Source organism: Ruegeria sp. CE12, assembly GCF_056537525.1.
Map to the genome: position 1 here is coordinate 21,010 of NZ_JBQFRS010000004.1, position 24,239 is coordinate 45,248.

The 24,239-nt window shown below is 56.7% G+C and carries 16 protein-coding genes; 8 read left to right on the top strand and 8 right to left on the bottom strand.

The features are described 5' to 3' along the window. Nucleotides 1-76: 76 nt before the first annotated feature. The 5 genes from ACR0IO_RS11210 to ACR0IO_RS11230 form a co-directional block, all read right to left on the bottom strand. Entirely contained in the window at nt 77-1,387 is a 1,311-nt protein-coding gene (locus ACR0IO_RS11210) for an HlyD family type I secretion periplasmic adaptor subunit (protein WP_480741683.1), read from the bottom strand. Further along, nucleotides 1,371-3,518, bottom strand: a complete 2,148-nt coding sequence (locus ACR0IO_RS11215) for a type I secretion system permease/ATPase (RefSeq protein WP_480741684.1) — start codon at nt 3,516-3,518, stop codon at nt 1,371-1,373. Before ACR0IO_RS11215 ends, ACR0IO_RS11210 begins: the two co-directional genes overlap by 17 nt. Further along, nucleotides 3,515-4,858, bottom strand: a complete 1,344-nt coding sequence (locus ACR0IO_RS11220; protein ID WP_480741686.1) for a TolC family protein — start codon at nt 4,856-4,858, stop codon at nt 3,515-3,517. Before ACR0IO_RS11220 ends, ACR0IO_RS11215 begins: the two co-directional genes overlap by 4 nt. Next, nucleotides 4,845-5,648, bottom strand: a complete 804-nt coding sequence (locus ACR0IO_RS11225; RefSeq protein ID WP_480741688.1) for a SapC family protein — start codon at nt 5,646-5,648, stop codon at nt 4,845-4,847. The genes ACR0IO_RS11220 and ACR0IO_RS11225 overlap by 14 nt, the downstream gene beginning before the upstream one ends. A gap of 70 nt (nt 5,649-5,718) precedes the next feature. Further along, the gene (locus ACR0IO_RS11230) at nt 5,719-9,579 is read right to left on the bottom strand and encodes an Ig-like domain-containing protein (RefSeq protein ID WP_480741690.1); all 3,861 of its coding nucleotides are present in this window, start codon (nt 9,577-9,579) and stop codon (nt 5,719-5,721) included. A gap of 226 nt (nt 9,580-9,805) precedes the next feature. On the opposite strand from ACR0IO_RS11230, the gene ACR0IO_RS11235 reads away from it, so the two are divergent. After that, nucleotides 9,806-11,857 (top strand): dockerin type I domain-containing protein, encoded by a 2,052-nt coding sequence (locus tag ACR0IO_RS11235; protein WP_480741692.1) that lies wholly within the window; start codon nt 9,806-9,808, stop codon nt 11,855-11,857. Nucleotides 11,858-11,905: 48 nt separating this feature from the next. Here the strand turns inward: ACR0IO_RS11235 and ACR0IO_RS11240 are convergent, their stop codons facing one another. From ACR0IO_RS11240 to ACR0IO_RS11250, 3 genes are all read right to left on the bottom strand, one after another. Then, nucleotides 11,906-13,213 (bottom strand): HlyD family type I secretion periplasmic adaptor subunit, encoded by a 1,308-nt coding sequence (locus ACR0IO_RS11240; RefSeq protein WP_480741694.1) that lies wholly within the window; start codon nt 13,211-13,213, stop codon nt 11,906-11,908. Continuing rightward, nucleotides 13,213-14,883: a type I secretion system permease/ATPase gene (locus ACR0IO_RS11245; RefSeq protein WP_480742015.1), complete on the bottom strand. Its 1,671-nt coding sequence runs from the start codon at nt 14,881-14,883 to the stop codon at nt 13,213-13,215. Before ACR0IO_RS11245 ends, ACR0IO_RS11240 begins: the two co-directional genes overlap by 1 nt. Before the next feature lie 478 nt (nt 14,884-15,361). Continuing rightward, nucleotides 15,362-16,237 carry a MurR/RpiR family transcriptional regulator gene (locus ACR0IO_RS11250; RefSeq protein ID WP_155145715.1) on the bottom strand — a complete coding sequence of 292 codons (876 nt, stop codon included), beginning with the start codon at nt 16,235-16,237 and terminating at the stop codon, nt 15,362-15,364. A gap of 101 nt (nt 16,238-16,338) precedes the next feature. Between ACR0IO_RS11250 and ACR0IO_RS11255 the strand changes: the two genes are divergently transcribed. The 7 genes from ACR0IO_RS11255 to ACR0IO_RS11285 all read left to right on the top strand — a co-directional run bounded on the left by ACR0IO_RS11255 (nt 16,339) and on the right by ACR0IO_RS11285 (nt 24,218). Further along, on the top strand, nt 16,339-17,124 hold the full coding sequence (locus tag ACR0IO_RS11255) for an N-formylglutamate amidohydrolase (protein WP_480741696.1): 786 nt from the start codon (nt 16,339-16,341) through the stop codon (nt 17,122-17,124). 16 nt (nt 17,125-17,140) lie between these two features. Continuing rightward, nucleotides 17,141-17,659: a TRAP transporter small permease subunit gene (locus ACR0IO_RS11260; protein ID WP_170333641.1), complete on the top strand. Its 519-nt coding sequence runs from the start codon at nt 17,141-17,143 to the stop codon at nt 17,657-17,659. Beyond that, complete coding sequence (locus ACR0IO_RS11265; RefSeq protein ID WP_155145709.1) at nt 17,659-18,984, top strand: TRAP transporter large permease; 1,326 nt, start codon at nt 17,659-17,661, stop codon at nt 18,982-18,984. Before ACR0IO_RS11260 ends, ACR0IO_RS11265 begins: the two co-directional genes overlap by 1 nt. A 72-nt stretch (nt 18,985-19,056) precedes the next feature. Continuing rightward, nucleotides 19,057-20,088, top strand: a complete 1,032-nt coding sequence (locus tag ACR0IO_RS11270) for a TRAP transporter substrate-binding protein (RefSeq protein WP_155145707.1) — start codon at nt 19,057-19,059, stop codon at nt 20,086-20,088. 93 nt (nt 20,089-20,181) lie between these two features. Beyond that, complete coding sequence (locus tag ACR0IO_RS11275; protein WP_480741698.1) at nt 20,182-21,534, top strand: glutamine synthetase family protein; 1,353 nt, start codon at nt 20,182-20,184, stop codon at nt 21,532-21,534. A 90-nt stretch (nt 21,535-21,624) separates the two neighbouring features. Continuing rightward, nucleotides 21,625-23,007 carry an aldehyde dehydrogenase family protein gene (locus tag ACR0IO_RS11280; RefSeq protein WP_480741699.1) on the top strand — a complete coding sequence of 461 codons (1,383 nt, stop codon included), beginning with the start codon at nt 21,625-21,627 and terminating at the stop codon, nt 23,005-23,007. 65 nt (nt 23,008-23,072) lie between these two features. After that, nucleotides 23,073-24,218, top strand: coding sequence for an iron-containing alcohol dehydrogenase (locus ACR0IO_RS11285; protein WP_480741702.1), 1,146 nt, complete (start codon nt 23,073-23,075; stop codon nt 24,216-24,218). Nucleotides 24,219-24,239 lie beyond the last annotated feature (21 nt).

Genomic DNA, 24,239 nt, shown 5'->3' on the forward strand with positions numbered 1-24,239 from the left:
CGACCCGCACCTGTGTTTTGAACCCGCTACTAGCGGAGTAAAACTGCTCGGTCAGAACCTCAATCCGCGATGGTTTTTATTCACGCAGAGCCTGGTCCTTGATCTTCAATACGGGTTGAATCAGGTAATCCATCACGGATTTGCGCCCCGACAGGATGTCGACCTCGGCGATCATTCCCGGAATGATTTCGACTGCTACACCGCCTGCATCCAGAATTGCGTTTCTGGTCTGTATTTCAACGACAAAAACCTCTTCATCATTCCGTTCGGATCGGGTGATCGTATCTGCGCCGATGCGGACGATTTCTCCATTCAGACCACCATATCTCGCGTAATCATAGGCCGTGATCTTGACCTTGACCCGTTGTCCTGCGTGCAAAAACGCGATGTCGCCAGGTCTGACATAGGCTTCGACCAGCAAGGTGTCGTCCAGTGGTACGATCTCGATCAGCTCTTCGCCGCCGCGCGCCAAGCCGCCAAGTGTCGTGCGATGTATTCGATTGACAATACCTTTGACCGGAGCACGAACCTGAGCCCGGGAAGCACGATTGCGAAGCGCGGGCAGGGTGGGTTTCAAGGCCGCCAATTCAGCGGTGACCAGAGCCAGATCGGTTAAAGCCGCGCTGCGAAACCTGCTCCGCGCCGCCGCAATCTTGTCGTCGACTTCGACAAGACCGGTTTCCAGTCGGCTGACCACGGCCTTGGCCCTGATTTTGCGTCCCTCCCATTCCGCCTCGCTTCGGCGTAACGCCAGCAAAGTTGTGGCCGGTTCCATACGGCGTTGCACAAGCGGGGCCATCATCGCGCGCTCCTCGGCAAGAACCTTTAGGGTCTCATCTGCCGTGACCTGATCCACCAACCCCTCTTCATACTCGCGCTGCCGTTGCTGACGCTGTCGTTCCAGAATGGCTTTCTCAGCCAGCAATTCGGCTTGTCGACCCTGAAATAATGCAGTTTCCGAGCGGACCACCTCCGGCGCTTCGTTGATCAGTATGTTGTCAAATTGCAGCTCAGTCCCGTTTATCTCGGCCGAAAGCCGTTGCGCTCGTGCCATCAGGCCAAAAGCGCGCTGCTGTTCCCGCCCCAACTCACCGTCGATCTGGGTGGTATCGAACTCCATCAACAGCGTGCCCTTGTCGACCATCTGCCCTTCGCGGACGTACACCTGTTGCAGCACGCCCGGTTCTGTTGCCTCGATCAGTTGTATGTCAGCCGAGGGAACAACGCGCCCTTCTGCCCGGACCACATCATCCAGTTCGGTGTGATAGGCCCACAGCCCGGCTGCGATGAGGCATGACAAGATAACCAACAACAGCAGCGATCCACGTAAAGAAGAGCGCCCGCGCATCTCCCGCGCGAGGGTGTCGAGATCAGGATGCCGCGACATTCAGATGCCTCCGCTTTTTGGGAGCATGCTGAGCCAACAGGCTCTTTGGCCCGTCCGCGCCGACCTTGCCGTCTTCGATCACTATGACGCGGTCGACCAGTTCCAACAGGCTGGTGCGATGCGTGACTACCAACATGGTTGAATCTTGTGTTGCCTCTTTTAATCTTCGGATGATTTCGGCTTCGTTTTTGACGTCCATTGCGCTGGTGGGTTCATCAAACAGCAAGACAGGCGGTCGCCCGATCAGCGCCCGTGCCAGTGCGATGGCCTGACGCTGACCGCCCGACAGGCCCTCACCACGTTCGGCCAACCGGAGGTCGTATCCATTCGGGTGTCTGGCAATGAAATCTTCTACTCCGGAAATCCGCCCAACACGGATCAGATCTTCATCTCGCGATCGAATGGCGCCGCTGGTGATGTTTTCGCGAACAGTGCCCGAGAACAGCCAGATATCCTGTAATACAGATCCGACGTTACGGCGCAGATCTCCCGGATCGATCTGACGGAGGTCCAGCCCGTCCATCATCACCGATCCGACACGGGGCTGGTAGAGACCCAGCAGCAATCGCGCGACAGTGCTTTTTCCTGATCCGATCTGACCAAGGACCGCAACCTTTTCGCCAGGATTGATGGTGAAACTCACACCTTTCAGAGCATCCTCATCCTGATCGGGATAGGCAAAGTGTACATTGTTGAATGTGATGCGCCCGTCAATTCGGGGACGACTGATCCAGCTGCGTCCCTCGGGGCGTTCGCTTTCAGCTTGCATCAACGCATTCAGATTTCGAAACGCGCTCCGGGCCTGATTCACGCGGGTCAACGTCTGCGCCAGCTGGCCGAGTGGTGCCAAAGCGCGTCCGGTGAGCATGACCGACGCGACCAGGGCCCCCATGCTGGCCTGTCCATCCGAGATAAGAAACACACCGTAGAATACGATCAGCACTTGTGCCGCCTGTTGTGTAAAACCTGTCAGATTGAGAGCCAGCTGCGTAACCGCACGGCTGCGCATTCCATGCTCTGACTGGCGGGCGACGGCCTCCTCCCAGCGCGAGCGCATCTGTCGTCCTGCGGCCGTCGTCTTGATGGTTTCCAGACCTGTCACGGCTTCGACCAAGACAGATTGTTTGGATTGGCCGTCCGAGAAGCTTTGTTCTGCTAGGCGAGAAAGCAGCGGTTGAACCGCCAACCCCGTCAACAGCACGATTGGCACCGCCAAGGCGGGTATCAGTGCAAGCGATCCGCCGATCATGTAGATGGTGAAGACAAACAATCCGATGAATGGCAGATCAACAACCGCAACCAGTGTCGCCGAGGTGAAGAATTCTCTCAGCGTTTCGAACTCGCGCACAGTACTTGTCATTGCTCCGGTCGATCCGGTGCGTGATTTCAGTTTGATGTTCAGCAACTGGTCGAATATGCGGCGGCCCATGAATTTGTCCGCATTTTGCCCGGCGCGATCAATAAATCCTGCCCGCAATATCTTCAGAATAAAGTCGAATAGCAGCGCCAGGCAAACACCCACCGTCAGGGCAATCAGCGACTCCGTTGCCTCGTTTGGCAAGACCCGGTCGTATACGATCATGATGAAGACCGAGGTCGACAAGCCCAGTATGTTCGTTAAAGCTGCTGCCAGCGCAACCTGAGTGTAAGACCAGCGATTTGCCGCAAGGGCTGACCAGAACCAATGCCCCGTTTGTTTGACCTTTCCCTCGGCAATCTCTTCGCGATGTTCCCGGCGAAACAGGATGGCATAGCCTGTGTAAATTTCACCAAAGCCGCTCTCTGGGACTGCGCCAACGCCTTCGCCAAGGGTTGGATCGTAGATCAGAAGATCGTTGTTTTCTGCACGCCCGCGATAGACAACTGCTTTGTTCCCTTCCATCAGCAGGATTGCCGGAGTCAGGCTGGCGTCGAACTCTTTGAGTTTGCGGGCTCCAAAACCCGCCTGCATTCCGGCCTGCTGCGCAACGGTAATCACGTCCCGGTGGGTCAGTGCACCGGACGGGTTGGAATGCGCAGCGTACAGAGCAGCCTTTGTCAATGGGCGTTGCAGCGTGGTGGCAACGTGCAGCATACACGCTTCCAGCGAGGAGAGGGTGTCGAGGCCGGACGGGGTACCGTTTTCGGTCATTGCAAGCCATCCCAATTTGTAAGCTTAATCCCCAGCAGATCCACGATGTCGCCAGTCAGACCAAGTGCTGCGTAGTTGGTGAGAAAAAAATTCTGTTCGGCTAAAATCAAACGTTCCTGTGCATTCACATAATCGCGCTGAGCATCCAGAATTTCGATCAGACTGCTGCGACCGATCGTAAATTGTTCTTGTGTAGCGGCGACACTGTCGGCGTTGGCCCGAACAGCAATCCGGGCCTCGCGCAGGCGCTGCGCTCCGGCTTGTTGGTCAGAGCGAATGAAGTCGAGTTCTCTTGTGATTTCGCGGATCAGTGTCTCGCGTGCAAATTCAGCCTCTTTAACCTGCGCCTCAGCTGCAGCGATAGCGGCACGGCGTTTGCCCGTGCTATCCAGTTCGTAGTTGACCGAGAGGTCCACGCCAAAATTGGCATCCCGATTAACGTCCTGATCAGCAAAGGCTGAAACACGGATATCTGGTTGGCGGCGGGCCAGTGCGGCCGCTCTCTCAGCCTTTGCGGCCGCCAGCGTGGCGTCGGCCCGCCTGATCTGAGGGCTATCGAGCACGATCTGCAGATCGCTGCGGGACAGGTTCGGAGCGGGGACGGGCGCAGTGAGACTGCCTGGCGGAGCGCCAAAAACTTCGCGAAACCGGGCGTTTGCGCGATCCGAGCGGGCTCTGGCATCAGCAAAGCGGGTGCGGGCATCCGCGACACGTGAGCGTGCGGTTAAAACATCTGCGTTTGATCCTGCACCACTGGCTGTCCGATCGGCAATCTGCTGTTCGATTGTTTCGTGCACTTCGACATTGCGGCGCGAGATTTCTACTAATTCTCGTTGGTTTAGTACCAGAACGTATGTCTCGATCGCCGCCAGTGCGGTAGCGGACGCGGTCTGTAGTTGATCGCCCCGGCTTTCCAGAACACGTGCCCGCGCTGCAGTCAGATTGCCTGCGGCCGCGCCGCCATCATAAACAAGTTGCGAGACGCGCAGATAAGGCGTTGTATCGGCAATATCCGAGTCCACGCGTTGTGAACGTGCATTGAGACCCAGAGACACTTCCGGCAGGAATGCTCCTTTTGCAGCGTCACGCCCGGCCTTTGCCGCCTCAAGCTTGGTATTGCTCTGTGCTAGTGTCGGACTGGTTTGAACCGCGTCCCGTACGCGTTTGCCAAATGTACTTTGGGTAAGAGCAGCTGAAGGTTGGGTTGCCCCAGCCCCTGCTGAGCCTGCGGAGAAGGACATCTCGACCGGGACCAGATCCGGAATCGGCTCACAGGCCGATATCAGAGTGGCAGGGATCAGAATGGTCAGAGCCTTCCAGAGTTTTTTAATAACCTGCATGGATGCCCTCCAACTGCTGGGCGCTTGCCATGGCGCACAGGAACCCGTTCAGTTCCGGACTTTCGGTATCTGGTGATCGATGCAGTTGTTTTTGCTGTGCTTTGAACAACCATGCGCAATGAGAAAGGGAAACCTGGTGGGCGTGGATCAGACCCATCGCGTTGTTGTTCATGAGAAGCAGTTTGTGCGGTGGCGAAAGCGCTTCGATCTGAGCGAAATCGACCCCTAGCCAATCCGGCGGCAAATCGATCCCGTCGTGATGCCGCAACGGTGCGAAGAGATCCATCTTATCAATGATGGCGCACAGTCGGTTTGTTGCGGCCTCGGCGGCTGTCAGATTTTGAAAAAAAGTCCTGACCGCGCAAAGATCAGGTGACAGGGTTCCGTCAGCCATAAAGAATGGCTCGTCTTGGACATCATCCGTCACCAATCCCGACGCTTCATCCACCAGTAGACGGAACTGCTGAGTGGAATTTGGAGTGGTATCAATTAGCGTCTCTGCGCTGAAAGGATAGCAGCGCAATGCGGACGGGACATAACTTGCCAACCAGCGTCCCTGAGTGGAAACAAAAGGTGTCTCCCTTTGTGTCAACGACAATACTGCGAACGGTCGGATGCCGGATTCAGTCTTGCGGAACAGGATCGGGAAAGTGGCAGCGGCCTGACAAACCTCAGTATGTACCAACGGGCATTCTGAGAGCTCTCGTGCAAAATTGTACGACGTGAAACGTTGCCAGTAGCGATCTGTGTGTCGGTCGCGGCTTACAGGATAAAGACCATTCTGAGTCATGCGCCCCCCGGGAGGTTGATTGTGCGATGCCCATACATTGGGCATCGTAAGTCACTGTATTTTCGGCAGTTTAGGCGGTGGCGCCGGTGGGATCGGTGTGAAGGATATTGTCTGCATTCAATCCGGTCAGATCCGCCAATCCGTCAAACTGGGCGACAGTCTGAACGTTTGCGGTGACAGGGGATGAATAATCTGCCTTGATCAGAACACTGTTGGTTCCGTCTGTCGCGAGGACATAAATTTCGTCCCCCGCCTGAGCGCCGGACAGGCCTTCGATCGCTGTGGCGATTGTGTCCGCGTCAAGATCCGTCAATGTAGTCGTCAATCCGACGAAACCGGTATTGGCACCTATCGCGTCACCTACGCCAAGGGTTTCCACATCAGTTCCATCGCCCCGCAGCGTTGAGACATCCAGACCGCTGAACATCAGCGCATCCGTCACATCTGTAGCAGGACCAATTGTGAACCCGGTAATCGTGTCTGTGCCATTGGCCGCGGGATCGGCCTCGAAGACAACAATATCCCTGCCCGCGCCGGTCAGCTCGATCGTGTCATCGCCATCTCCGCCGCGGATCACGTCGTCGATGTTTGATGAGGTCAAGTTGTCGGCGCCGTCGGTTCCGATCTGCCACTTTGTTGGTCCGCCATCCGGAGTTGTGATGGTCAGTTCGATAGGCTTTGTCGGATTTTGTACCGTCATGGTAAACGTTACAACGGGTTGAGACAGGTCGTTGTAGCTTGTTGCGGCACCTGCAAAACTGATGGCAGAACCACCATTCGGGTTTGCGAGGAACAGATTGAAATCGCTGTTTTCTACCTCTGATCCAGTATCGTAAGTGACGACTGATGGATCAAAACCCAGCTCGGCTGTGATTGCGAAGCCACTTGAGATGTCGACGTCGGGGTCCGCGTGAATTTCAAACGTAACAGTGTTGCCGCTGCGTCCCGCTTCGGTAATCACATAGGCGGCTGGGACATGTGCCACAGCCTGATCATTGACGGGCAGCGGATCGGTTCCACCTGAAACGTTCGCAGCAGCTGAAAAATCAAGGCTGTCACCGGCGTCAATCGCAGTGAAAGCAGATGACGGTACTGTCAGGTTCCAGGTACCGTCGGCTGCGACGGTTGCGGTACCCACGGATACACTGTTGAGCGTGACATCCACGGTCTGTCCCGCACTAAGCCCGCTTGAGGTGCCCGAGACGGTCATGCCCGAAGACTTTGCATCGGCAAGCGAAACCGCGTTGTTTGGACCAACCGCGTTCATTCCAAGGATCGGCCGGAAATCGGTAGTAAGTGCCGTTGTTGCGTCGGAAATCAGATTTCCCGCAACATCTTCTACAGATGCCGTGACGGTAAAGTTTCCGCCATCCACCAATGCATCCAGATCGGAAGCCGGAACCGTCACCTGCCAATTGCCGCCAGAGGCAGTTGCGGTGTAGTTTTGCCCCCCAAGGCTTACTGTAACGGTCTGGCCATCTTCGGCGGTCGTCGTGCCGGAAATATCCAGATCGGTGTCCTTTTCCACAACATCAAGAACTGATCCCACCGATAGCGGGTCCACCGATATGGTTGGCGCCGTAAAGTCGGTTTCAAAACTGGTTGTGGCGCTATAGCCGTTGCCAGCTGCATCGCTGACCGTGGCGGTCACGTCATAGGTTTCGTTGTCCTGTAGCCCGCTGAGGGCGGTGGCGGTGTAGGTCCAGGTGCCGCTGTTCACCGTTGCGGTGCCAGTGATATCGACAGTCCCGTCTTCACGTATGATTTCAACGGTGATGGTGGTTCCATCTGCGGCGTCAGAGGTGCCTGAGATCGTCAGATCTGTTCCCTGTTCGGCCGCATTCATAACAGCCCCGTCCGACAGGTTGGTGATGGCCAGCGCAGGTGCGGTGAAATCGGTGTCAAAACTGCCGGTTGCCTGTGTCGCCGGGTTGCCGGCGGCGTCGGAAACATCCGCCGTGACTGCAATTGTCGACCCATCCGACAAGGCACCAAGATCGGCTGCAGGTATGTTCACGTTCCACGCGCCACCGGCAGCGGTACCTGTGTAGGTCTGGCCATTCACTGAAACGCTTACGGTTTGCCCATCCTCGGCCGAAGTGGAGCCAGAGATCGTGAGATCGGTGCCCTGCTCCGCGGCATTTAGGACTGCGCCACCGGAATAGGTGTCGATGCTCAATGTTGGTGGTGACGTATCTGTGGATACGCCGACACTAGCTTGCGGCGCGGCAAGCCCGTCTGTGTCCGTGACATCCGCGGTGACGGTGTAAGAACTGCCGTCAGCCAACGCGCCGAGATCAGCGGTTGGTACGGTTACAGACCATGTCCCTCCAGACACTGTGCCGGTATAGCTCTGCCCATTGAGCGAGACGGTGACTTGCTGACCGTCAGGGACATTGCCCGTGGTTCCGTTGATGACTAGATCCGACCCGGATTCCGCCAGATTAAGGACTGCGCCGACCGATAAAGGCGAAATCGCAATCGAAGGTCCTGTCAAATCAACGGGAACAGTCACCGATGTCGGAACTGCAGGGTTCCCGGCCGTATCGTTGACCGCAACGCTGATCGCCGCCGGAGTGCCAGTCGAAAGCCCCGCCAGATCAGCGCGCGGGACGGTAACGCTCCAGCTTCCACCCGATGCGGTTCCGGTATAGGTCTGCCCTTCGAATGTCACCGTCACTGTTTGCCCGTCTTCGGCACTTGTCGAACCAGTCAGAACTAGGTCATTCGCCACATCGGCGAGGTCAATTGAACCACCTGCAACAGTGTCAAGCGAGATGTTGGGGGCGCTGAAATCTGTATCGAAACTGCTGCTTGCCTGAACTGCCGGATTGCCTGCTGCATCAGAAACAACTGCTGTGGCTGTGACGGTGACCCCATCCGGCAGGGCTGCCAGATCGCTGGCGGGGACCGTCACACTCCATTGTCCTTCTGAAACCGTTGCGGTGTAGGTTTCTCCGTTGAGGGTGACCATTACCGACTGACCGTTTTCGGCGTCAGTTGTGCCTGAGATCGTCAGGTCGGTACCCTGTTCCAGAGCGTTCATTACCGCGCCATCCGAGAACCCGGTGATCGCCAGTGTTGGCGGTTCGGTATCAACCACGAATTCCAGGGTTTCAGTGGAGAGTTCCTCTCCATCGCTATCCAGATTTCTGACAGTGATGGTTGTCAGGCCCTGAGACAGACCGGCGGCTTCGGCTGGGGTCAGGGAAATCATCCAGCTTCCGTCAGGTTCCGGCGTGACCGTCTTTGTTACCGAACCAATCGTAACCTCCACCGTTTCCGTGCCTTGGGGGAGGGCCAGTTTCAGGTTGTCGCTGCTGAGTCCAGTCGTCTGCAACTCTGAAAGGTTCAGGCTAGGTATTTTAGGTGCCGGAGGCGCAGGTGGTGGCGCGGTGGGAGCTGGGGCAGGGGGTGTCGGTGCCGCACCTGTGGAAGGGGTGTCATCACCACCGCCACCGCCTCCTGCCGCCGCCGCGCCTGCGAGGCCAACTCCGCCAAGTACGGCGCCTGCGCCACCTAGGCCGGCGGTCGCTGCTCCTCCTGCTTCGGCCGCGAGGCTGAACTGAGCGATCTCGGCCACGACTCCCTCAGCAATCATGATCGCGCCGCCGTCGAGAACTTGCACGTTCTCAGCGGCCACTATCAGCGAACGGCCATCAGCCATCTTCAACAGAACATCGCCATTCTTCAGCAATTTGGCGGACCGGACACCGGGGATGGTTTCGGCAAATTGAAATGCATACAGGTCTTCGATGCTGGCCTGACCCAGCGCCGGCAATGCCATCAAGCTTGAACCCAACCCTCCCGCGATTCCGCGACCAGCCCATTGCCGCATCTTGCGATCCAGCCATTGCCTCACATGTCTTTTGCGCCCGTCTTCAGGCAGATTTTCCGAGTTCGCTTGTTTATTCGAAACGGGTTCTTTCATCATCGTGCCCTCACCTTTGATGGCCGCAAGCAATCCGGTGACAGTTCGGCATTTGCCGAATTCTGTTCATTGTTCTTGTCACCCGGTTATCCATGCGGTCGGACCAGAAAAATTGAGTTAAACTGGAGCCGAACTTCTCGTTTTCACCACATTCCTGCTCTGGTTTCGGTCCGGGCGCCTGATCATCCTGATTTCAATGCCAGCGGTGGCATGGGGGTGATTTGCAATGACGCTTCAGTTCGAAAGAGTGGTGGCAACGGGGAACCCGGCGCTCGATTCAGGTATCGGCGATACGGCTTTAAAAACGTTTAACGGTGTCACGTATCTGTACAGCACGACCGGTCCTGGCGGCGGTGTCGTAGCCTGGCGGATTGTGGAGGATGGTGCTCCGCAAGTTATCGATGAACAATACTTTACTGGTTCGATCAGCATGCTGGTCGGACGCAGTGGTGTGCCCGTGTCGCTGGCGGGAAATGATCAACTGATATTGGATGTTGATACGGCTACGGGCCTTGTTGGATACGCACTCAACGCGGATGGAACCATTGGCGCACTACAGGAAACCGGAACGCTGATCGGTGGAGGCGATATCTCTGCAGTGGTTCAGGTGTCTTTTGGTGCGACGAGCCTGCTGACCATTGCGCATGAAGATACCGACCAGATCAACACGTATAGTGTGAACGCAGACGGATCGCTGAGCCTGACCGGAGCAATCTCGGGGGTGGCCGATTCGCTTCAGACACTGCAGGTGGGAACGGGGCAGTTCATCGTTGCGGCGGATGCGGCGAGCAATTCGATCAACACTTTTGGGATCAATCCAAATTCGGGTGTGCTGAACACCATCGACAACGGGGACGCGATTGCGACGCTTGGAATCAGCGCCCCAACGGCAGTTGAGGTGATGCAGGCTTACGGAAATTCCTGGGTTGTCGTGGCTGGCGCGGGCAGCAACTCAATCAGTGTCATGCATATGGCTGCGGACGGAAAACTGACGCCTACCGATCACGTGCTGGACACGCTCCATACCCGTTTTGAATCGGTTCAGGACCTGTCGGTTATCGACGTCGACGGCAGAGTATTTGTTGTGGCAGGCGGGGGGGATGACGGAATCACCTTGTTTACCATGACGCCAGAAGGCCAGCTCATCCATCTGGACAGTTTCGCAGATACGTTGGCCAGCGGGTTGCAGAATGTTCAGACGCTTACAGTTGCCCATGTGGGGGACGAACTGCAGATATTTGCGGCTTCGCAAGAGGACGCAGGTCTGACTCAGTTGACGGTTTCGGTCGGGGATCTGGGTGTTGTTCGTGAGGGGGCCGGCGTGCTGTCAGGCTCGGCACAGGATGATATGTTGACCGGTGGTATCCTCGGCTCAACTCTAACCGCCGGAGATGGAGATGACATTCTCATCGCGGGGGCGGGTGCCACGACGATGAGTGGCGGAAGCGGAGCGGACATCTTTGTTATGCGTTCTGGCAGCGAACTGACCACGATTACCGATTTCGAAGCCGGAACCGACAGGTTGGATATGTTCGACTATCTGCTGTTGCGCAGCCCGGCCCAGCTAAATTTCAACTCAACGGCGCAGGGTGCCCGGATCGAATACCGTGACGAAACGATCGAGGTCATTTCAGCAGCAGGTGGACCACTGACAAGTGCGGATGTGTTTGGCAGCGGTTTTAACGGACCTGACCACGTTCCGGTTTATTTTGGGGATTTCGGTGGCCTGACCCCGCCCGGTTCACCCGGTGTTTTGGGGGACGTCAATATCAGTACGGAAACAGCCAACCCGGCGCTCGCTGATGCCGAAATCCGGTTTACACCACAGGGTGGAGGCACCGTCGAAGCCACTGCAGATTCCGAAGGGCGGTTTGGCTTGGGTCTGCCTGACGGAACATTTCAGGGCGAGTTTGACGTCGTCAAAAGTTACTCCACGGCCAGTGCTGAGATTACTGCGCTTGATGCGTTGCAGGTATTGCGCATGTCCGTCGGTCTGGATCCGACATGGGGGCCCGCCGCCCCAGAGAACCTGATTGCGGCGGATATTAATCAGGATGGGACGATCAACGCACTTGATGCATTGGCCATTCTTCAAGTTGCCGTTGGTCAACCCACCCCGCATGAAGCGAAGTGGGTCTTTCTGGATGCTGATGCCGATCTGTCCGGTATGACCCGAACCAATGTCGACTACGAAACAGGTGTGTCAGTCACAGCGGTCGACGGGGTGGTGACAACCGAGATGACCTCGATCCTGCTGGGTAATCTCGAAGCCGTTTGAATGCGCGCTGCCTGAAACCCGATCTCAGGCGGCGCGCTTTCAACCCGGTTACTCCCGGAAGGCCCGATTGAAATAATCCGCCAGCGGTTTGACAAGATATGACAGCGGTGTCCGTTCATCTGTCTTGATCAATGTCTCGACCGGCATGCCCGGCAGCAGGTTTTGCCCATTCAGGCGTTCGACCTGTCCATCATCCGGAACAACCTCGGCGCGATAGAAGGTCAGCCCCGAGTTTTCATCGGTGAAGGTATCAGCGGATACGTTGATCACATGACCTTCGATTTCTGGCGTGTCCTTTTGATTAAAGGCTGGAAATCGTAAGGCAACAGGCTGACCCAGATGTAATTGATCCACATGGATGGCATCCACCCGGGCGGCTACCAGCAATGGCGTGTCCTGTGGCACAACATACATCATCGGTTCAGCGGGTTGGATCACCGACTGCACAGCAAAGACCTGACTGCCGTAGACAGTTCCCGACACCGGCGAACGAATGTCGAGGCGTGACAGACGCTCGGTCAGCGACAACCTTTGTTCCGACAATTCCACGACCTGAGACTGAACATCCCGCAATTGGGTAATCGCTTCTTCCCGCCGGGTGGCAGCAAGTTCGACAATCTGAATTTCGGTTGCTGCAATCTGACCTTTGAGCCGCGCGACTGCTGCTTCCAGATTGCCGATCTGACCAGTCAGGCTGGCTTCTTCTCGTTGCAGGGCCGAGACGCGGCTGGCCTGGGTCAGGCCGCGCGTCAGCAGGCTCTGCTGATCTTCCAGCTCTTCGCCGATAAGTTCAACTTGTCGGCGCAAGGAAACCAACTGGGCTTCGGTTCCATCGATTTCACTTTCGATCTGAATTCTTTGCTTACCAAGCTGGTCGGTTTTCTGGGCAAGAGTTTCCAGACGTGCCGCAAACAGGCGGGCCTGACCTGCCAAAAGCCCCGGATCGATTGGTTCCTGATCCTTCAATTCCTGCAATTTTGCGTCCAGCGTGGCCTCGTCCACACCATCACGCTCAGCTTCCAGTCGGGTTTTGCGGGCCAGCAGTTCGAACAGTTGAGATTCAACGATGAACTTTTCAGATGCCAGAAAGGTATCATCCAACCTCAGCAACATGGCGCCGGAAGAAACCTCATCACCGTCTCGGACGAAGATTTCCCCAACAACACCCCCGTCAGGGTGCTCGATCACCTGCCGGTTGCTTTGAACCTCAATCACGCCCTGAGAGACAATTGCGCCAGCCAGACGGGTCCGAACACTCCATACACCGATGCCGCCGACAAGGATGGCCAGTGCGACAAAGCCAACAATGGCCGGACCGGTAATACGCCAGGCCGGTCGTGTTTGGTTACCCGCCATTATTCACCCACCTTGTTGAGTTGCCGCTTGATGACATTGGCGTTCTGCACCATCGAACCCAGTACTTCGTCCCGGCTGCCGGATTTGACGACTTGTCCTTTTTCGATGACGACCAGATCATCACATTCCGAGATCGCCTGTGGTCGGTGTGTCATAACTATTGCTGCTTTGCCTTCTGCTTTCAGGCCGCGGATCGCTGCGTTCAATGCCTCGGTTCCATCGGCATCAAGGGCAGAATTTGGTTCGTCCAGGATCAGCAGAACCGGGTCGCCATATAACGCTCTTGCCAATGCGATCCGTTGTTTTTGACCACCGGAAAGCTGACTGTCATTTCCTTCCAAAAACGTATCGTATCCCTTTTCCAGGCTCAGGATCAGTTCATGTGCGTTTGCCTTTCTGGCAGCGGCGACGACCGCGTCAGGGTCTGGCTGCTGAGACATCCGCGCGATGTTCTCCGCCACCGTTCCATTGAACAACGTGACCTGTTGTGGCAGGTAACCCACGTGGCGACCCAGATCATTCGGGTCGTATTGATCCAGTGTGGCACCACCCAGTCTGATCTCGCCGACCGCTGGCGGCCAAAGGCCCAGTAAGGCCTTGGCAAGGGTGGTTTTGCCTGAGCCGCTTTTGCCGATAACGCCAAGGGCCTTCCCGGGCTCGAGCTGCAGCGAAGCGTTGCGCAAGGTCGGTCCATTTGCACCGGGGGGGATCACCGTCAGACCCTTTGCCGTCAGCCGCGCTTCGGGAACCGGCAGTTTGGTTCGGGGTGTTTCGGGGGGCGTACTATCGAGGAACTGGTTCAATGAGGACCACGCTGATCGTGCTCTCTCGATCGTGCCCCATTGCCCTACGGCCTGTTCCACCGGTGCCAGCGCGCGCCCCAACAGGATCGACCCTGCGATCATTGCGCCAGCCGTCATTTCATTTTGCAGCACCAACCACGCTCCCAAGGCCAGCATCGCGGATTGCAGGAACAGGCGCAGGGATTTTGTCAGTGAGGTAAAGCTGCCGGTCCAGTCACTGGCAGCGATCGTTTGCGACAGCGCGTCAGAGCGTTGCTGCAACCAGCGCTTTGTGACGTCTTCCTGCATGCCCTGCGAGCGCACGACTTCGGCTGCCTGACGTGCGTGTTCCGAGAATGAGTTTGCGCGCGCCGAGGCAGATTGCGCCGCCGCCACTTTGCGATGGGTCAGTGCCTGATTGAGTATTGCGATCACGATCAGCAATGCACCACCACCTACGGCGAGCCACCCCAGCAGGGGATGAAACAGGAATATTGCCGCCAGAAAAACCGGGGTCCATGGAATATCCATCACCGCCAGCAAAATAGGCGATGAGCAGAGATTCTGAATCGATTCCAGATTGCGCAACGCCGTTGCCGGGGCGGAACGCGCCTGCGGAAGCAGGGCGCGGCGCAGGGTGGCATCGAAAACGCGTTGATCCAGTGTGGACTGAAACCGAGCTCCGAACCGGGCCACAATGCGACCCCGGGCGAAATCAAGCATCGCCATCAGCCCATAGAGCAAAGCCACCAGCAGGAAGAGCGCGGTCAGTGTCTCAACCGCACGTGAACCCAACACCCGGTCATAAACCTGCAACATGAACAGTGGACCCGTCAGCATCAGCAGGTTTACGAAGATGCTGAACAAAAAAGCCAGGGCAAGGAACATCGTCCCCTGATTGCGCACTTTACGAAGCTCGTGGCGCGGCGGTGCAGATGCTTGGTTTTTGAAACTCACGATGCGTGGCCCTTGTCTTTCATTCGAGGCATCTTTGACAGGCCAAAGCGGTACAGGTTTTGGCCAACAGATATCAATATGCCCATTGTGCGTATCAGTAGCGAACAACTAGCTGTAGAGGCGCTGGCAACGTAAGGGTGAAAGCTGGCGATAGTTTGCTCGCCCGGCTGGTTTTCTCTCACGTTTTGCGAGAATGCTGAAAATATGATGGATTTGGTAGGCAATAATTTTCCTGTTTTGATCTACTGACGGCAAAGGATTGTCAGAACAGGCGGTGTAGTTGTGCCACTGCCTCTGCAAATCCAAGCCTCTGATAATGCTAACTTATATTAGTAGTTAGTCTTGAGCCTGTGGCAGGTCAAACGAGATCAAGAACTTCAATGCGATTGAAATGTAATGATTTTAGCCGTCACGTTTCGTGGCTGCGAAAAATCCGGGTCGAAGAGAAATAGCGTTCCAGCTCTTCGATTCGCTCCTTGCTTTCATCCCAGCGCGCTTCTTGCACTTCGGCGATCAGAGTCTCCGAGATCAGTTGCAGGGCAATGGTCGAATCCCAGCTGGATGGTGCCTCGACCAATGCATGAAACGTGTAGTCAGCGGTCCTACCGATGGGAGAACCCCATTGGTCGGTGAACAGAACCACCGTAACTCCTCGGCTCGACGCAACCTGAGCCAGCTTCTCCAGATGTGCCTCATACCGGCGGATGTCGAAGATCACCAAGACCGATGCTTCGTCCATATCCAGCAGATATTGAGGCCAGACATTGGCGGAATTGCCCAACATGGTCACGTTGGGGCGAATGATTTGCATATGGTTGAACAGGTAATCGGCGTTAGATCGAGTGATGCGCCCGCCGACCACATAAAGATGCCGGTCCGTGTCTGCCAATAGCTGAGCAACCGCGTCGAACATCTCTTTGTCGAGGCGCTCCAGCGTGTGGCGCATGTTGGTCCAGACGGCCTGTGCAAACCGGGTGATAGGATGCTCGGCCTCGTCATCCACAACCCAGGCGTCGCGCTTGGAGATCGGTTTCTTGATCTGCGCTGCAACCTCTTCGCGAAGCGCTTCCTGCAAGTCCGGAAACCCGTCAAAACCCAGCTTGCGCGCCATGCGGATCACAGTCGGGGTCGAAACCTGAGCCGCTGCCGCGAGCTTGGTGATCGATTGCAATCCGGCCATGGGATAGTCCTGCAACAGGATCGACGCCAGCTGACGCTCTGATCGGGTCAGGCCATCAAGCTCATCCTGTATTCGCTGTTTGACAAGTTTGGCGACGGTTGCCATCGGCCCCTCTTTTTTCAATTCTCTACAGAATATTTGTGTTTGTAATTTTGTCTACAGTAATTTTCTTGACAGGTTAGTTTCCGCTGTAGCAAATGTTACCTATGCCAGTTGATACCGAGTCATCATTGCTACAGCCGACCGAGGCACCAGCGGCGCGCGCATTGAATGCGCGAGGCGGTGCGTCTGCCGTTCTGGTCTGCGAGCATGCCAGTCGTTTTATCCCGGCGTCTTTGAACGGGCTGGGGCTGGATGAGGCTGCTGCGCGTTCGCACGCGGCCTGGGATATCGGTGCGTTTGAGTTGTCTGTGGAACTGATGGGGGCGCTGGACGCGCCATTGGTTCACTCGCGTGTCAGCCGATTGGTCTATGACTGCAACCGCCCGCCAGAACGTGCGGATGCGATGCCTCAGCTAAGCGAAGTGTTCCCGGTTCCCGGCAACCAAAACCTGTCCGATGATCAAAGAGCCCAGCGGATACAGGAGGTTTATGAGCCGTTTCGGCAGCTGCTGGCATCGACATTGGACGCAAGGCCCGCACCGCCTGTGCTGATTACCATCCATAGCTTTACACCGGTATATAAGGGTGAGGTTCGGGCCGTCGAACTGGGCATTCTGCACGATGCGGATGATCGTGCTGCTCAGATCATGCTTCGCCATGCCAAAGACTGTGGACTGCGCGTGGCTTTGAACGAACCTTATTCCGCCACCGATGGTGTCACGCACACGTTGCGTGAACATGCGATCTCACGTGGCATTCCAAATGTGATGATCGAAGTGCGCAACGATCTGATCGACACACCCACGGGCATAAATCGCATCGCCGGTCAGCTGGCGCCGATCCTGCGATCGGTAGTCGATGAGCTTTCTCAGGTTGAGGCAAAGATATGAGAGCAGGAAGACAGGCATGAAGTTCATGCGGGGATATGTGGCGGTCATTGACCGTATGAACCGCTGGATTGGCCGTGTGGTCATGTACGGCATCTTTGTGATGATGGGCATTCTGCTCTGGTCTTCGGTCTCAAAAACTTTCTTTCTTCCATCGCTCTGGACCTTGGAAATGGCGCAGTTCGCGATGGTCGCCTACTACATCCTTGGCGGGCCCTACTCGGTTCAGATGGGATCGAATGTACGGATGGACCTCCTGTACAGTGAATGGTCGCATCGCAGGCGGGCCTGGACCGATGCGATTACCGTTTTCTTCCTGATCGTCTATCTCGGCGTGATGATTTATGGCGGGTACGACTCGCTAAGCTACTCGCTGCAATATGGCGAGCGCAGCCCGACCGCCTGGCGACCCTATCTCTGGCCGATCAAGGTGATCATGGTCTTTGGCCTGTTCCTGATGCTGCTGCAGGCCATATCCGAGCTTTTCAAAGATATTCTCCGCCTCAAGGGCGACGACATCCCGCGTGAGGTGATCTGATGTCATACGAATTGATCGCCATCCTGATGTTCTCGACCATGATGCTGATGCTGCTGACCGGGCAGCGTGTATTCGGTGCCATCGGGTTTGTCGCCGTCGTCGCCGCGCTTTTGCTTTGGGGCGACCGCGGGGGGTACGATATCGGCTTTGCCGCCGCCATGAAGCTGATGAAATGGTATCCGCTGCTGACGCTGCCGATGTTCATCTTCATGGGCTATGTATTGGCAGAGTCCAAAATCGCCGACGATCTCTATAAGATGTTCCACGTCTGGATGGGCGGGCTGAACGGTGGTCTGGCCATCGGTACAATCGGGCTGATGGTTCTGATTTCGGCCATGAACGGATTGAGCGTTGCCGGTATGGCCATTGGTGCCACCATCGCTTTGCCGGAATTGCTCAAACGCGGCTATAACAAGAAGATGGTGACCGGGGTCATTCAGGCCGGGTCATCCCTGGGGATTCTGGTGCCGCCATCTGTGGTACTTGTGCTCTATGCAATGATTGCAAGGCAACCGGTCGGGCAGCTTTGGCTTGCGGGTATTCTGCCGGGCCTGATGATGGCGGCGATGTTCATTCTGTACATCGTGATCCGCTGCAAGATTAATCCGGAATTGGGACCTGCGCTGCCGAAGGAAGAGCGTGATGTGCCGATGGCGGAAAAGCTGCGCCTCTTGCGCGCGGGTCTGCTGCCGATCGGGATCTTTGCGGCGATGATGGTTCCCTTTGTCAATGGCTGGACCTCGCTTGTTGAAAGCTCGGCCATTGGTGCGTTGACCGCTTTTGCAGCAGCCGTTTTGAAAGGGCGAATGACCCGTGAGGTTTTTGAAACCTCTGTACGCTCGACGCTTGGCATTACCTGCATGTTCATGTGGATTATTCTTGCCGCATTGGCGTTTGGCGCGGTGTTCGATGGTCTGGGCGCGGTGCGTGCGATCGAAAATCTGTTCACGGAACGTCTGGGCCTGAACCCGTGGATGATCCTGATCCTGATGCAGCTCAGCTTTATCCTGATGGGCACCTTTCTGGACGATACCGCGATGCTGGTGATCGTTGCCCCGCTATACGTCCCGCTTGTGGGTGAGCTGGGTTTCGACCTGATCTGGTACGGCGTGCTTTATACGATCACCACGCAGATCGCCTATATGACACCGCCGTTCGGCTATAACCTGTTCCTGATGCGGGCCATGGCTCCGCCCGAGATTTCACTGCGCGACATCTACGGTTCTATTCTGCCGTTCGTTCTGGTGATGACACTTGCATTGGCCATCATCATGACCTTCCCGCAGATCGCGCTGTGGCTGCCGGATTACATTTACAACAAATGATCCCGGACCAACCGGGACAAGGGTGAGGGGATATCCTTTCGCAAATTTGAAACTGACCAACGGAGAGAGAGAATGACGAACAGACGTACATTTCTAAAAGGGGCCGCAGCGGCACCTGCTGCTGCTTTGGCAACACCGGCGCTGGCGCAATCGACGATCAGATGGCGGATGCAGACCTATGCGGGCCCGGCACTGGCCGAGCATGTGATCGACCCTGCAATCAAGATGTTCAACGACATCGCCGGTGACCGGATGCAGATCGAGCTGTTCTATGCAGATCAGCTGGTCCCGACAGGCGAGCTGTTCCGCGCCATGCAGCGCGGCACGATTGATGCGGTGCAGTCGGATGATGACTCGATGGCGTCCCCGACCGAAGTCACCGTGTTTGGCGGCTACTTCCCGTTTGCATCGCGCTATTCGCTGGATGTGCCGGTTCTTTTCAACCAGTACGGTCTGAATGAGATCTGGGACGAGGAATACTCGAAGGTCGGCGTAAAGCACATCTCTGCCGGTGCATGGGATCCGTGCCACTTCGCGACCAAAGACCCGATCAACAGTCTGGCAGACCTGAAGGGCAAGCGCATCTTTACTTTCCCAACAGCGGGTCGCTTCCTGTCGCAGTTCGGCGTTGTTCCTGTCACCCTGCCATGGGAAGACATCGAAGTTGCGGTGCAGACCGGCGAGCTGGACGGCATCGCATGGTCCGGCATCACCGAAGACTACACAGTCGGCTGGGCGGACGTGACCAACTACTTCCTGACAAACAACGTATCGGGCGCATGGGCGGGTCACTTCTTTGCCAACATGGATCGCTGGAACGAACTACCCGAAGATCTGAAGACCCTGTTCAAGGTATGCTGTGACCAATCACATTACTATCGTCAGTGGTGGTATTGGGGTGGCGAAGCGTCCCTGCGCGTCAACGGCGATAAGCTGAAACTGACCACGATCCCGGATGAAGAATGGGCGCAGGTCGAAGAGGCTGCCGTCAAGTTCTGGGATGAAATCGCAGCCGAAAGCCCTGTAAAGGCGAAGGTTGTCGAAATCTTCAAACAGTACAACGCAACCATGCAAAAAGCTGGCCGGCCTTATCGCTACGGCTAAGACTTTGCCAAAACGACCCGCCCCTTTCGTGGGGCGGGTCAAACGGATTGAATAGCCGGTGATCTCAGGGCCCGGTCAGCATAAAGGTGGCACATGCTCACGTTCGAACATCTCAAGACCCAGGTTTCAGAAGGGGCCGTAGATACGGTTCTGGTTTGCATGGTGGACATGCAGGGCCGGTTGATGGGCAAGCGGTTTCATGCAGGGCATTTTGTGGTAGGCGCGTGGGAAGAGACCCATTGCTGCAACTATCTGCTGGCCACCGATCTTGAGATGGGCACGCCCGACGGATACGCCTCTACCAGTTGGGAGCGGGGCTATGGCGACTATGTAATGAAACCCGATCTGGATACATTGCGCCCGGTGCCATGGCTGGAAGGTACGGTGATGGTGATGTGTGATGTGCTGGATCACCACACGCATGATGAGGTGCCGCATTCACCTCGGGCCATCCTCAAAAAGCAGGTCAATCGTCTGAAGGCCATGGGCTATGACGCGATGACTGCTACCGAGCTGGAATTCTTCCTTTTTGAGAAGAGCTTTGACCAGATCCGCAAGGAAGGCTTCCGGGATCTGGAGCCGATCTCGGGCTATAATGAAGACTATCATATCCTGCAGACCACCAAGGAAGAGCATGTGATGCGCCCTATCCGCAACCATCTGTGGAATGCGGGTATACCGGTCGAGAACTCCAAGGGTGAGGCCGAGACCGGGCAGGAAGAGCTGAACATCAAATACGCACAAGCGATGGACACGGCCGAGTATCACTCGATCGCCAAGAATGCTGTGAAAGAGATTGCCTGGCAGCATGGCCACGCCGCGACGTTCCTGCCGAAATGGCATCATGACAAGGTCGGCAGTTCCTCGCACGTGCACCAGTCGCTCTGGTCCGATGGCAAGCCTGCCTTCTACGACGCCTCGGATGAGTTAGGCATGTCGGCGCTGATGAAAAGCTACATGGCGGGTCTGCTGAAATACGCAGGCGACTATACCTATTTCATGGCACCCTACATCAACAGCTACAAACGCTTCATGAAGGGCACCTTTGCGCCCACACGGATCATCTGGTCGGTCGACAACCGGACTGCCGGGTTCCGCCTGTGCGGGGATGGGACCAAGGCGGTTCGGGTTGAATGCCGGATCCCGGGCTCGGACGTGAACCCGTATCTGGCAATGGCCGGAATGCTGGCGGCCGGGATTGCAGGTATCGAAGAGGGTCTGGAATTGCAGCCGCCCACCAAAGGCGATGTATACCAAGGCGAAACCGGCATGATCCCGGGCAACCTGCGCGCAGCGCGGGATGCGTTGCATGGCTCGGCCATGTTGCGTGCGGCCATGGGTGACGAGGTGGTCGATCACTATACCCGGGCGGCCGAGGTTGAGATCGAGGAATTCGAGCGCGTGGTGACGGATTGGGAAGTCGCTCGCGGGTTTGAGCGGGCGTAATAGACGGCATGTGAGGCCGAACTCACATGTTTATCAGAGTTACTGAAAGAAGAAGCAGGGCGCAGACGCCCTCTATGTGGAGTTGATGGCATGAGCCAGACACTGAAATGTATCTCGCCGATCGATGGATCGGTTTATGCGGAACGTGAAGTTCTGTCGCGTGAGGCTGCGTTTGAAGCCGCAGCGCGCGCGCGGGCCGCACAAGCTGAATGGGCGGCACGCCCGTTGCAGGAGCGGATTGATCTTGTGATGGCAGGCGTGGCTGCTGTTGGGGCCATGAACGATGAGATCGTGCCGGAACTGGCGCATATGATGGGCCGCCCGGTGCGTTATGGCGGTGAGTTTGGCGGCTTCAACGAGCGCGCCAGCCATATGGCCGAGATCGCCGGGGCGTCTCTGGCTGATATCGCCGTGGGCGAGGACGAGACATTCAAGCGTTACATCAAGCGTATCCCGCATGGCGTGGTTTTTGTGGTGGCGCCGTGGAATTACCCCTACATGACTGCAATCAATACGGTCGCACCCGCGCTGATTGCGGGGAACACTGTGATCCTGAAGCATGCCACTCAAACACTGCTGGTGGGTGAGCGTATGGCACAGGCCTTCCATTCCGCAGGCGTGCCTGAGGATGTGTTCCAGAATGTGTTTCTGAGCCATGACGTGACCAATGATCTGATCGCGGGCAACGCGTTTGATTTCGTGAACTTCACCGGCTCGGTTGGTGGCGGTCAGGCGATGGAGCGCGCGGCGGCGGGTACGTTTACTGGCGTTGGCACCGAGCTGGGAGGTAAAGATCCCGGTTATGTCATGGAAGATGCCGATCTGGATGCAGCCGTTGATACGCTGATCGACGGGGCAATGTTCAACTCGGGCCAGTGCTGTTGCGGGATCGAGCGGATTTACGTGCATGAAAGCCTCTATGATGACTTCGTTGCCAAGGCGGTTGAGGTCGTAAAGGGCTACAAGCTGGGTAATCCGCTGGATACCGAGACGACAATTGGTCCGATGGCCAATGTCCGGTTCGCTGATGAGGTCCGAGCGCAGATCGCCGAGGCTGTCGAAGCCGGGGCGGTAGCCCATATCGACACCTTCGCCGAAGATGATGGTGGCGCTTACCTGACGCCACAGATCCTGACCCACGTCACTCATGATATGCGCGTGATGCGGGATGAGAGCTTTGGTCCGGTGGTCGGCATCATGAAAGTGTCTTCAGATGACGAGGCCATCGCGTTGATGAACGACAGCGAGTTTGGTTTGACCGCCAGCCTGTGGACCCGCGACGTGGATCGCGCGGCACGGGTAGGTGACGCCATTGAAACCGGCACCGTGTTCATGAACCGCGCGGACTATCTGGACCCCGGTCTTTGCTGGACCGGTTGCAAGAATACCGGGCGCGGCGGTGGATTGTCCGTCATCGGCTATCACAACCTGACACGTCCCAAATCCTACCACCTCAAAAAGGTAACGGGCTAAGGACGACTTGCCTGCCTCGCTTCCCCCTCGGCGAGGCAGGCCTCTATCTTGAAGGAAACTCTGACATGAGCCTTGTTGGAAACTGGTCGTATCCGACCGCAATCAAATTTGGTGCCGGGCGCATCAAGGAACTGCCCGAAGCCTGCGCGGCTGCGGGCATGAAAAAGCCTCTGCTGGTCACGGATAAAGGGCTTGCCGATCTGCCGATTACCACAGCGACGCTGGATATCATGGAGGCGGCCGGTCTTGGCCGCGGCCTGTTCAGCGATGTCGATCCCAACCCGAATGAAAAGAACCTGGAAGCTGGCGTTGCCGCCTATAATGCGGGCGGCCATGACGGTGTAATCGCATTTGGTGGTGGCTCAGGTCTGGACTTGGGCAAGATGGTGGCCTTTATGGCCGGTCAGACGCGGCCCGTCTGGGATTTCGAGGACATCGGAGACTGGTGGACCCGCGCTAACGCTGACGTCATCGCGCCGATCATCGCCGTTCCGACAACTGCCGGTACGGGGTCCGAGGTCGGACGCGCCAGCGTCATCACCAACTCCGAGACGCATGCGAAGAAGATTATCTTCCATCCCAAAGTTCTGCCAACAGTCGTGATCTGTGATCCTGAGCTGACGGTGGGCATGCCCAAGTTCATCACAGCGGGAACCGGCCTTGATGCCTTTGCACATTGTGTCGAAGCCTATTCCAGCCCGCACTACCATCCGATGAGCCAGGGTATTGCGCTGGAAGGCATGCGTTTGGTCAAGGATTACCTGCCACGTGCCTATGCAGATGGAACCGATATCGAGGCGCGTGCCCAGATGATGAGTGCAGCGGCGATGGGTGCAACTGCGTTCCAAAAGGGTCTGGGTGCAATCCACGCCATGAGCCATCCTATTGGCGCGGTGTTCAACACCCATCACGGCACGACCAACGCGGTTTGTATGCCAGCGGTTCTGGATTTCAATGCGTCGGCTATTGCAGACCGGTTCAATGCGGCGGCAGCTTATCTGGGTATCGAGGGCGGTTTCGACGGATTCCGTGCCTTCGTACAGGAGTTCAATGATTCATTGGGCATCCCGCGCAAACTGTCAGAACTGGGTGTGACTGAGGCATCGATCCCTGAATTGGTAAAGGGCGCGATCATTGACCCATCCTGCGGTGGCAACCCAATCGAACTGACCGAGGAAAATCTGACGCAATTGTTCAAAGCGGCGCTTTGATACAACTAAAAAACAGGCAGA

Bases quoted from the DNA above. Each gene is read 5' to 3' on its own strand.
- ACR0IO_RS11250 (WP_155145715.1), bottom strand. From the start codon at position 16,237: ATGGCAACCGTCGCCAAACTTGTCAAACAGCGAATACAGGATGAGCTT.
- ACR0IO_RS11265 (WP_155145709.1), top strand. From the start codon at position 17,659: ATGTCATACGAATTGATCGCCATCCTGATGTTCTCGACCATGATGCTG.
- ACR0IO_RS11285 (WP_480741702.1), top strand. From the start codon at position 23,073: ATGAGCCTTGTTGGAAACTGGTCGTATCCGACCGCAATCAAATTTGGT.
- ACR0IO_RS11240 (WP_480741694.1), bottom strand. From the start codon at position 13,213: ATGGCGGGTAACCAAACACGACCGGCCTGGCGTATTACCGGTCCGGCC.
- ACR0IO_RS11270 (WP_155145707.1), top strand. From the start codon at position 19,057: ATGACGAACAGACGTACATTTCTAAAAGGGGCCGCAGCGGCACCTGCT.
- ACR0IO_RS11275 (WP_480741698.1), top strand. From the start codon at position 20,182: ATGCTCACGTTCGAACATCTCAAGACCCAGGTTTCAGAAGGGGCCGTA.
- ACR0IO_RS11215 (WP_480741684.1), bottom strand. From the start codon at position 3,518: ATGACCGAAAACGGTACCCCGTCCGGCCTCGACACCCTCTCCTCGCTG.
- ACR0IO_RS11225 (WP_480741688.1), bottom strand. From the start codon at position 5,648: ATGACTCAGAATGGTCTTTATCCTGTAAGCCGCGACCGACACACAGAT.
- ACR0IO_RS11235 (WP_480741692.1), top strand. From the start codon at position 9,806: ATGACGCTTCAGTTCGAAAGAGTGGTGGCAACGGGGAACCCGGCGCTC.
- ACR0IO_RS11280 (WP_480741699.1), top strand. From the start codon at position 21,625: ATGAGCCAGACACTGAAATGTATCTCGCCGATCGATGGATCGGTTTAT.
- ACR0IO_RS11260 (WP_170333641.1), top strand. From the start codon at position 17,141: ATGAAGTTCATGCGGGGATATGTGGCGGTCATTGACCGTATGAACCGC.
- ACR0IO_RS11210 (WP_480741683.1), bottom strand. From the start codon at position 1,387: ATGTCGCGGCATCCTGATCTCGACACCCTCGCGCGGGAGATGCGCGGG.
- ACR0IO_RS11245 (WP_480742015.1), bottom strand. From the start codon at position 14,883: ATGTTCCTTGCCCTGGCTTTTTTGTTCAGCATCTTCGTAAACCTGCTG.
- ACR0IO_RS11230 (WP_480741690.1), bottom strand. From the start codon at position 9,579: ATGAAAGAACCCGTTTCGAATAAACAAGCGAACTCGGAAAATCTGCCT.
- ACR0IO_RS11220 (WP_480741686.1), bottom strand. From the start codon at position 4,858: ATGCAGGTTATTAAAAAACTCTGGAAGGCTCTGACCATTCTGATCCCT.
- ACR0IO_RS11255 (WP_480741696.1), top strand. From the start codon at position 16,339: ATGCCAGTTGATACCGAGTCATCATTGCTACAGCCGACCGAGGCACCA.